General features: G+C 74.5%; 1 protein-coding gene. It reads left to right on the plus strand.

All coding sequences use genetic code 11. The annotated features are described in order from the left end of the window. Window positions 1-21 precede the first annotated feature (21 nt). Window positions 22-11,277 (plus strand): type I polyketide synthase, encoded by an 11,256-nt coding sequence (locus tag ACZ38L_RS20035; RefSeq protein ID WP_465695203.1) that lies wholly within the window; start codon window positions 22-24, stop codon window positions 11,275-11,277. Window positions 11,278-11,281: the final 4 nt, after the last annotated feature.

Genomic DNA, 11,281 nt, shown 5'->3' on the forward strand with positions numbered 1-11,281 from the left:
GGCCTGAGTACGGAGCAGATGATGACCACCTCGAACGAGAAGATCGTTCAAGCACTGCGGGCCTCCCTTCAGGAGACCGAGCGGCTGCGCCGGCAGAACCGGAAGCTGATGGAGGACGCCGCCGAGCCCATCGCAATCGTGGCGATGAGCTGCCGCTTCCCGGGCGGTGTCACGTCACCCGAGGACCTGTGGCGGCTGGTCGCCGAGGGCGGTGACGCGATCGGCGGCTTTCCCACCGACCGCGGCTGGGACCTGGACGCGCTCTACGACCCCGACCCCGACAACGCGGGTACCTGCCATGTCCGCGAGGGCGGCTTCCTGCACGACGTCGCCGAGTTCGACGCCGGGTTCTTCGGGATCTCGCCGCGCGAGGCGCTGATGATGGACCCGCAGCAGCGACTGCTCCTCGAGACCACCTGGGAGGTCTTCGAGCGGGCCGGCCTCGACCCGAGCGCGCTGCGGGGCACGCGGACCGGCGTCTTCGCCGGCACCAACGGGCAGGACTACGCACGGCTGTCCAACTCGCCGGAGGACTTCGACGGTCACCTGGGAACCGGGAACGCGGCCGCCGTGATCTCCGGTCGGATCGCCTACTCCTTCGGTCTGGAGGGGCCGGCGGTGACGGTGGACACCGCGTGCTCGTCCTCGCTGGTCGCGCTGCACCTGGCGGCGCAGGCGCTGCGACGCGGGGAGTGCGCGCTGGCCCTGGTGAGCGGTGTGACCGTGATGTCGACGCCCGGCGCGTTCATGGAGTTCAGCCGGCAGCGCGGGCTGGCGGCCGACGGTCGCTGCAAGCCGTTCTCCGCCGCGGCGGACGGCACCGGCTGGGCCGAAGGCGTCGGCATGCTGCTGGTCGAGCGACTGTCCGACGCGCGCCGCAACGGCCACCAGGTGCTGGCCGTGGTCCGGGGTTCGGCGGTGAACCAGGACGGCGCCTCCAACGGGCTGACCGCGCCGAGCGGCCCCGCGCAGCAGCGGGTGATCCGCCAGGCCCTGGCGGACGCGGGGCTGTCCGCGGCCGAGGTGGACGTGGTGGAGGCGCACGGGACCGGGACGTCGCTGGGTGACCCGATCGAGGCGCAGGCGCTGCTGGCGACCTACGGGCAGGAGCGCCCGGAGGGTCGGCCGCTCTGGCTGGGGGCGCTGAAGTCGAACATCGGGCACACCCAGGCCGCGGCCGGCGTGGCGGGCGTGATCAAGATGGTGATGGCGATGCGGCACGGCACCCTGCCGGGCACGCTGCACCTGGACGAGCCCTCGCCGCACGTGGACTGGTCGGCCGGGGCCGTGCGGCTGCTGACCGAGGCCGTGGCCTGGCCGGAGCACGACCACCCTCGGCGGGCGGGCGTGTCGTCGTTCGGCGTCAGCGGGACCAACGCCCACGTGATTCTCGAAGCGGTGCCCGCACGGACGGCGGTAGCGGCGGAAGCGGGCGCACGGCCCGAGACGGGCGGGCGGACCGTCGACGCGACCGCCCTCCCGGTGCCGTGGACGGTCTCGGCCCGCAGCGCGGAGGCACTGCGCGAGCAGGCCCGGCGGCTGCTGGCCCACCTGGCGGAGCAGCCGGCGTTCGCTCCCGCCGACCTCGGCCTCTCGCTGGCCACCTCCCGTGCCGCACTGCCCTACCGGGCCGCCGTGGTCGGCACCGGTCGGGACGGGCTACTGCGCGGCCTGGAGGCACTGGCGCGGGACGCGGTCGACGCCGACCTCGTCCGTGGCGTCGCGGCACGGAAGAACAAGGTCGCGTTCCTGTTCTCGGGGCAGGGGAGTCAGCGGTTGGGGATGGGGTGTGAGTTGTACGCGTCGTTCCCGGTGTTCGCGGCTGCCTTCGACGAGGTCTGCGCGCATCTGGACGTTCATCTCGAACGGCCGTTGCGTGAGGTGGTGTTCGGTGCGGATGCCGGGCTGTTGGAGCGGACGGAGTTCGCGCAGCCGGCGTTGTTCGCGGTCGAGGTGGCGCTGTTCCGTCTCGTCGGGTCGTGGGGTGTGCGGGCGGACGTCCTGGCCGGGCACTCGATCGGTGAGTTGGCCGCCGCGCATGTGGCGGGGGTGTTCTCGCTGGCGGATGCCGCTGAACTCGTGGTGGCTCGTGGGCGGTTGATGCAGGCGTTGCCGTCGGGTGGGGTGATGGTGGCGGTGCGGGCCTCGGAGGGCGAGGTGTTGCCGCTGCTGGCCGGGCGTGCGGATCGGGTGGGGGTTGCCGCGGTCAACGGGCCGTCGTCGGTGGTGCTTTCGGGTGCCGAGGACGCGGTGGTCGAGGTCGTGGCGCTGTTGGCGGCCGAGGGTCGCAGGACGAAGCGGTTGGCGGTGTCGCACGCGTTCCACTCACCGTTGATGGAGCCGATGCTGGCGGAGTTCCGCAAGGTGGCCGAGCGTGTCACCTTCGGTGTCCCGACGCTGCCGATCGTTTCCACGTTGACCGGACGGCCCGTCAACGAGGGCGAGTTGGGCGACCCGGAGTACTGGGTGCGTCACGTCCGTGAGAGCGTCCGGTTCGCCGACGCCGTGCGGACCCTCGCGGCCGAGGGGGTAACGGCGTTCCTGGAGGTCGGACCCGGTGGTCTGACCGCGATGGCCCAGGAGACCCTGGCCGACTCGGATGCCGTCACCGTCCCGGCCCTGCGCGCCGACCGGCCGGAGGACGTGGCCTTCACCACCGCCCTGGCCCAGCTGCACGCGCACGGCGTCGCCCTCGACTGGGAGGCGGTCTTCGCGGGCCGTGGTGCCCGGCGCGTCGACCTGCCGACCTACGCCTTCCAACGCCGCCGCTACTGGCTGGAGTCCTCGGTCTTCTCGGCCGACCCGGTCGCCGCCGTCGACCCCGTCGAGGCCGGCTTCTGGGAGACGGTCGAGCACGAGGACCTGGAGGCGTTCGCGGGCCGTATCCAGGTGGCCGAGGACGCCCCACTGACCTCCGTCCTGCCGGCACTCTCCAGTTGGCGGCGCGAGCATCGGGAGCAGTCCACGGTGGACGGCTGGCGGTACCGGATCGTCTGGAAGCCCGCCGCCGAGCTCAAGGACGCCGAGCCGACCGGGCGTTGGCTCGCCGTGCTACCCGCCGGACAGGACGGCGACCCATGGGCGTCGGCCGTCATGCGCGCTCTGCGCGAGCACGGCGCCGAGGCCGTGCCGGTCCTCGTGGACACCGAGGCCGGCCGCGAGGCCCTCGCCGAGCGACTGCGCAGCGTCCTCGGGGACCTCGCCGCGGCAGATCCGGACGCGGAGCCTGTGACCGTCACCGGAGTGCTGTCCCTGCTCGCGGTGGACGAACGGCCGCATCCCGTCCACGGCGTGTTGCCGGCGGGCCTGACCGCGACCCTCGCGCTGGTCCAGGCACTCGGTGACGCGGGCCTGGAGGCTCCGCTCTGGTGTGCCACCCGGGGCGCGGTGTCCATCGGCTCCTCCGACCCGATCCGCAGTGCCCACCAGACGCAGGTGTGGGCACTGGGCCGGACCGTGGCACTGGAGCACACCCGGCGCTGGGGCGGTCTGGTGGACCTCCCGGACGTGCTGGACGAGCGCTCGGCCCGCCGGCTGGCCGCAGTGCTGGCCGGACCTGGCGCCGAGGACCAGCTGGCGGTGCGCGGCTCGGGCGTCTTCGTCCGGCGGCTGGCGCGCGCTCCGCAGGGCACGGTCACGGCGGGAGCCGCCTGGCGGCCGAGTGGGACCGTCCTGATCACCGGTGGTACGGGCGCCCTCGGCGGTCACACGGCACGCTGGTTGGCGCGCAACGGCGCCGAGCACCTGGTGCTGACCAGCCGGCGTGGCCCCGCGGCCGAGGGGGCGGCTGAACTCCGTGACGAGCTGGTGGCGTTGGGTGCCGAGGTCACCATCGCCGCCTGCGATGTGGCCGACCGGGAGGCGTTGGCGCGGCTGCTCGACGGGCTGCCGGCCGAGTACCCGCTGACCGCCGTGGTCCACGCCGCCGGCGTGGGCACGCCCGGCCTGCTCGCCGACACCACACCGGAGGAGTTCGCGCGGGTGCTGGCGGCGAAGGCGGCGGGTGCGCTGCACCTGGACGAGCTGCTGGGCGAGCGTCCGCTGGACGCGTTCGTGATGTTCTCCTCGATCTCCGGCGTCTGGGGCGCCGGCGGCCAGGCCGCCTACGCGGTGGCCAACGCCGCACTCGACACGCTGGCCGAGCGGCGCCGGGCCCGCGGGCTGGCGGGCACGGCGGTGGCCTGGGGACCCTGGGCCGACGGCGGCATGGTCGAGGACGGTGACGCCGAGGACCGGCTGCGGCTGCGCGGACTGCCCGCGCTCGCCCCCGCGCTGGCGATCTCCGCGCTGCGGGGCGTGCTGGACCGCGACGAGACCACCGTGACGGTCGCGGACGTCGTCTGGGAGCGGTTCGCGCCGTCCTTCACCCTGCTGCGGACCAGCCCGCTGCTCGGCGACCTGCCCGAGGTCCAGGCCGCGCTGGCGGCCACCGCCGACACGGACGGGGCTCCCGACGACGCCGCGCCCGCGTTCGTCCAGCGGGTGACCGCGCTCTCCGGGGCCGAGCAGGGACGCGCGGTGCTCGAACTGGTCCGGACCGAGGCGGCCGCGGTGCTCGGCCACAGCGGTGCGGAGTCGGTGGCCGCCGACCGCGCCTTCCGCGAGCTGGGCTTCGACTCGCTGACCGCCGTCGAGCTGCGCAACCGGCTGACCAGGGCGACGGGCGTCCGGCTGCCGGCCACCCTGGTCTTCGACTACCCGTCACCCGCCGTGCTGGCCGCACACCTGCGCACCGAACTGACCGGTGCGCTCGGTGCGGGCGCGGTCGCGGGCGCGGTCGCCACGGTCGCACCCGCACTCCGCGACGACGAGCCGATCGCCATCGTGGCGATGAGCTGCCGCTACCCGGGCGAGGTGCGCTCACCCGAGGAGCTGTGGCGGCTGGTGGCCGAGGGCCGTGACGCGGTGGCCGGGTTCCCGGCGGACCGCGGGTGGGACCTGGAGACGCTCTACGACCCCGACCCGGACCGGCCGGGCACCAGCTACGCCAAGGACGGCGGATTCCTCTACGACGTCGCCGACTTCGACCCCGCCTTCTTCGGCATCTCGCCGCGTGAGGCGCTCGCCATGGACCCGCAGCAGCGGTTGCTGCTGGAGCTGACCTGGGAGGCGTTCGAGCGGGCCGGGGTCGACCCGACGGCGGTGCGGGGCACCCGGACCGGCGTGTTCATGGGTTCCGGCTACCAGGACTACGCGGCACGCCTGTTGAGCGTGCCACAGGACCTGGAGGGCTACATCGGTACCGGCAGTTCGGCGAGTGTGGTGTCGGGCCGGATCGCCTACTCCTTCGGTCTGGAGGGGCCGACCCTGACGGTGGACACCGCGTGCTCGTCCTCGCTGGTCGCCCTGCACCTGGCGGCACAGGCGCTGCGGCGCGGCGAGTGCACGCTCGCGCTCGCCGGCGGCGTCACCGTGATGTCCAGCCCGAACGCCTTCATCGAGTTCAGTCGTCAGCGCGGGCTGGCCGCCGACGGTCGCTGCAAGCCGTTCGCCGCCGCGGCGGACGGCACGGGCTGGGGCGAGGGTGCGGGCGTGCTGCTGGTGGAGCGGCTCTCGGACGCGGAGCGCAACGGGCACCCGGTACTCGCGGTGGTGCGGGGTTCCGCGATCAACCAGGACGGCGCGTCGAACGGTCTGACGGCGCCGAACGGCCCCGCGCAGCAGCGGGTGATCCGGCAGGCCCTGGCGGACGCGGGGCTGTCCGTGACGGACGTCGACGTGGTGGAGGCGCACGGCACGGGCACCACGCTGGGTGACCCGATCGAGGCGCAGGCGCTGCTGGCGACCTACGGGCAGGACCGCCCCGAGGACCGGCCGCTGTGGCTCGGCTCGTTGAAGTCGAACATCGGCCACACTCAGGCCGCGGCCGGGGTGGGCGGCATCATCAAGATGGTGCAGGCGCTCCAGCACGAGGTGCTGCCGAAGACCCTGCACGTGGACGAGCCCACGCCGCACGTGGACTGGTCCGCCGGGGCCGTGGAGCTGCTGACCGAGCCCGTCGACTGGTCGCACCCCGGCCGGCCGCGCCGAGCGGGGATCTCCTCCTTCGGGGTGAGTGGTACCAACGCGCACGTGATCATCGAGCAGGCGCCCGTACGACCGGTGGGTGAGCCGACTCCGGCTCCCACCGATTCGGCGTCCGAGTCCGGCGTGCCGTGGGTGCTCTCCGCGAGCACCCCGGAGGCACTGCGCCAGCAGGCCGAGCGGCTGTGCTCGTACCTGGTCGAGCGCCCGGAGCTCGGGGTGGCGAACGTCGGCCTGTCGCTGGCGACCTCCCGCGCCGCGCTGCATCACCGCGCTGCCGTCATCGGCACGGACCGGGACGAACTGCTCGCCGGGCTGGGCGCGTTGGCCCGTGGTGAGGCGCTGAACAGCACGGTGGAGGGTGTCGCGGTCGCGGACGCCAGGCTCGCGTTCCTGTTCTCGGGGCAGGGGAGTCAGCGGTTGGGGATGGGGCGTGAGTTGTACGCGTCGTTCCCGGTGTTCGCGGCTGCCTTCGACGAGGTCTGCGCGCATCTGGACGTTCATCTCGAACGGCCGTTGCGTGAGGTGGTGTTCGGTGCGGATGCCGGGCTGCTGAACCGGACGGAGTTCGCGCAGCCGGCGTTGTTCGCGGTCGAGGTGGCGCTGTTCCGTCTCGTCGGGTCGTGGGGTGTGCGGGCGGACGTCCTGGCCGGGCACTCGATCGGTGAGTTGGCCGCCGCGCATGTGGCGGGGGTGTTCTCGCTGGCGGATGCTGCCGAACTCGTGGTGGCTCGTGGGCGGTTGATGCAGGCGTTGCCGTCGGGTGGGGTGATGGTGGCGGTGCGGGCCTCGGAGGACGAGGTGTTGCCGCTGCTGGCCGGGCGTGCGGACCGGGTGGGGGTTGCCGCGGTCAACGGGCCGTCGTCGGTGGTGCTTTCGGGTACCGAGGACGCGGTGGCCGAGGTCGTGGCGCTGTTGGCGGCCGAGGGTCGCAGGACGAAGCGGTTGGCGGTGTCGCACGCGTTCCACTCACCGTTGATGGAGCCGATGCTGGCGGAGTTCCGCAAGGTGGCCGAGCGTGTCACCTTCGGTGTCCCGACGCTGCCGATCGTCTCCACGTTGACCGGACGGCCCGTCAACGAGGGCGAGTTGGGCGACCCGGAGTACTGGGTGCGTCACGTCCGTGAGAGCGTCCGGTTCGCCGACGCCGTGCGGACCCTCGCGGCCGAGGGGGTAACGGCGTTCCTGGAGGTCGGACCCGGTGGTCTGACCGCGATGGCCCAGGAGACCCTGGCCGACTTCGATGCCGTCGCGGTCCCGGCCCTGCGCGCCGACCGGGCCGAGGAGTTGGCGTTCACCGCCGCCCTGGCCCAGCTGCACGCGCACGGCGTCGCCCTCGACTGGGAGGCGGTCTTCGCCGGTCGCGGTGCCCGGCGCGTCGACCTGCCGACTTACGCCTTCCAACGCCGCCGCTACTGGCTCGACACGAAGCCGACGGTCGGCGACCTCACGAGCGCCGGTCTGCGGTCGGCCGAGCACCCCCTGCTCGGTGCCGCGCTCGCGCTGGCCGGTGGTGAAGGTGCGCTCCTGACCGGGCGGTTGTCGCTCTCCGCGCAGCCCTGGCTGGCGGAGCACGTGGTGATGGGCGCGGTGCTGCTGCCGGGTACCGCGCTGGTGGATCTGGCGCTGCGGGCGGCCGACGAGGTGGGCTGTGACCTCCTGGACGAGTTGACCCTCCAGGCGCCGCTCGTTCTGCCCGAGCAGGGCGCGGTCCAGTTGCAGATCGCGGTGGGCGGCGCCGACGAGTCCGGCCGCCGCACCGTCCAGGTGCACTCCCGGCCGGACAGCGCCGAGGCCCACGACCCGTGGACCTCGCACGCCACGGGCACCCTGGCCACCGCGCAGCCGGCGACCGACGAGGAGCTGTCGTCCTGGCCGCCGGTCGCTGCCGAGGTGGTGGGGGCCGAGGGTTACTACGAGCGGTTGGCGGAGCTCGGGTTCGGTTACGGTCCGGTGTTCCGGGGGCTGCGCGGGTTGTGGCGGCGGGGTCAGGAGGTGTTCGCCGAGGTCGCGTTGCCGGAGGGTACGGAGGTCGGCGGGTTCGGTGTGCATCCGGCGCTGCTGGACGCGGCGTTGCACGCGGTCGGTCTGGGTGGGCTGTTGCCCGACACCGGGCAGGGGCGGATCCCGTTCTCCTGGAGCGGGGTCCGGCTGTCCGCGACCGGTGCGAGCGCCCTGCGGGTGCGGCTGGCCCCGGCCGGCCCGGACGCCGTCTCCCTGCTGGTCGCCGACGGCACCGGCCACCCCGTCGCCGCGATCGACTCCCTCGTCCTGCGCCCCGTCTCGGGCGACCAGCTCGCCCAGGCGCGACGCCCCGAACACGAGGACGAGCTGTACCGGATCACCTGGCCAACGGTGTCCCTCGCGGCCGGACCGGCCGGGTCCGCCGCGCGGACCGAGAGCGTTCCGCGCGCCGGCTGGGCCCTGCTCGGCGAGACCGAGCCCACGGTGACCGCCGTCGTGCTGGCGGAGACCGGCGGTCGTGTCGCGCTCCACCCCGACCTCGCGGCGCTGATCGCGGCCCTCGACGCCGGTGCCACGCCACCGGACGTGGTGTTCGCCACCGCCACACCCGGTGGCGGGAGCGCAGCCGACGTCCGCAGGACGACCCGTCAGGTCCTCGAACTGGTCAGGGGCTGGCTGGCCGAGGAGCGGACGGCGCAGTCGCGGCTGGTCCTGCTCACCCGCGGCGCGGTCGCTCCCGAGCCCGGCGAGGCCGTGGCCGATCCGGCCCAGGCCGCGGCCTGGGGCCTGGTGCGGTCCGCGCAGTCGGAGAACCCGGACCGGATCCTCCTGGTCGACCTGGACGGCCACCAGGACTCCGTCCGCGCCCTGCTGGCCGTGCCGGCCGCGGGCGAGCCGCAGCTCGCGGTGCGCCGCGGCGTGGCGTTCGCCCCCCGGCTGGCCCGGACGGGGACCAGCGGGGCCCTGCGCCCCGCCCCCGGCTCCGTCGGCTGGCGGCTGACGACCAGTGGCACGGGCACGCTGGACGGCTTGGCGCTGACCGAGAACCCGGCCGCCACGGCCCCGCTGGGCGAGGGTCAGGTCCGGATCGCGGTGCGCGCCGCCGGGGTGAACTTCCGGGACGCGCTCATCGCGCTGGGCATGTACCCGGGCGTGGCCTCGCTGGGCAGCGAGGCCGCCGGCATCGTGCTGGAGACCGGGCCCGGGGTCACCGGCGTGGCCCCCGGGGACCGTGTGCTGGGCATGATCCCCGAGGCCTTCGGGCCGCTCGCGGTCGCCGACCACCGCATGGTGGCGCGGATGCCGCGCGGCTGGACCTTCGCCCAGGCCGCGTCCGTGCCGATCGTCTTCCTCACGGCCTACTACGCGCTGGTCGACCTGGCGGGGCTGCGCCCCGGTCAGTCGCTGCTGGTGCACTCGGCGGCGGGCGGCGTCGGCATGGCGGCCACCCAGCTGGCGCGCCACCTCGGCGCCGAGGTCTACGGCACCGCGAGCCCCGGCAAGTGGGCGGCGCTGCGGGCCGGTGGCCTGGACGAGGCGCACCTCGCCTCCTCCCGCACGCTCGACTTCGAGCAGCGGTTCCTGGCGGAGACCGGCGGCCGTGGCGTGGACGTGGTGCTGAACTCGCTGGCCGGCGAGTACGTCGACGCCTCACTGCGGGTGCTGGGAGACGGCGGGCACTTCCTGGAGATGGGCAAGACGGACGTCCGCGGTGCCGAGGAGGTCGCCGCGGCCCACCCGGGCGTGTCCTACCTGGCCTTCGACACGATCGAGGCGGGGCCGGACCGGATCGGTGCCATGCTCCAGGCGCTGGTGGAGCTGTTCGAGCTGGGCGTGCTGCGGCCGCTGCCGGTGACCGGCTGGGACGTGCGGCAGGCTCCCGAGGCCCTGCGTCACCTCAGCCAGGCCCGGCACGTCGGCAAGCTCGTGCTCACCGTGCCGGCCGCGCTCGACCCCCACGGAACGGTGCTGGTCACCGGCGCCACCGGCGCGCTCGGCGGCGTGGTCGCCAGGCACCTGGTGACCGAGCACGGCGTACGGCAGCTCGTCCTCACCAGCCGGCGCGGCCTCGCGGCCGAGGGGGCGTCCGAACTGCGCGACGAGCTGGTGGAGTTGGGTGCGGAGGTGACCGTGGCGGCCTGCGACGCGGCCGACCGGGACGCCGTCGCCGAACTGCTGGCGGGGATCTCCGCCGACCACCCGCTCACCGCGGTGGTCCACGCGGCCGGGGTGCTGGACGACGGCACGGTCGCCTCGCTGACCCCCGAGCGGCTGGACGCCGTGCTGCGCCCGAAGGTGGACGCGGCCCTCGTCCTGGACGAGCTCACCCGCGAGCTGGACCTGTCGGCCTTCGTGCTGTTCTCCTCGATCGCCGCCACCCTCGGCAGCGCCGGGCAGGGCAACTACGCCGCGGCCAACGCGTTCCTCGACGCGCTGGCGCTGCGGCGGCGCACGGCCGGCCTGCCCGCGACCGCCATGGCCTGGGGCCCCTGGGCCGAGGGCGGCATGGCGGCGGGGATGGACGAGTCGGGCCGGAGCCGGATGGCGCGCTCCGGGCTGGTCTCGTTCCGGGCCAAGGAGGGCCTGGAGCTCTTCGACGCCGCCCGGTCGGGCGAGCACGCCCTGGTGGCTCCGGTGCGCTTCGACTCCTCGGCCGACCGGGGCGCCACCTCGGCCACGGTTCCGGCGATCCTGCGCGGGCTGGTCCGCGCGCCCGCGCGGCGCACGGCCGAGGCCGCGACGGGCGGTGCGGACACCCTCCAGCGGCGGCTGAGCGGCCTGCCGGAGGGGGAGCAGACCCGCCTCCTGCTGGACGTCGTGCGCACGCACGTGGCGGCGGTGCTCGGGCTCGGCGGTCCGCAGGACGTCGAGCGCGGCCGCGAGTTCAAGGCCCTGGGCTTCGACTCGCTGACCGCGGTGGAACTGCGCAACCGGCTCGGCGCCGCCACCGGACTCCGGTTGCCCGCGACGCTGGTGTTCGACTGCCCGACCCCCCTCGCGCTGGCCGAGCGGGTCCGCGCGGACCTCGCGCCCCGGCAGGTGGCACCGGCGCTGGCGGTGTTCGGCGAGATCGACCGGCTCGAGGCGGTCCTCGGCGCGATCGGCTCGGACGACGAAGTCGTGCGCTCCCGGGTCCGGACACGCCTGCAGAGCGTGCTCGCCGCGCTCGGCGACACCCCCGTGGCCGGCGCGGACGACGGGAACGCGGACGGGGCCGACGAGCGGCTCCAGGCCGCGACCATCGACGACATCTTCGAGCTGATCGACCAGGAACTCGACGGTTCCTGACCCC

The organism is Kitasatospora sp. NPDC024654 (assembly GCF_055559155.1).

Bases quoted from the DNA above. Each gene is read 5' to 3' on its own strand.
- ACZ38L_RS20035 (WP_465695203.1), top strand. From the start codon at position 22: ATGACCACCTCGAACGAGAAGATCGTTCAAGCACTGCGGGCCTCCCTT.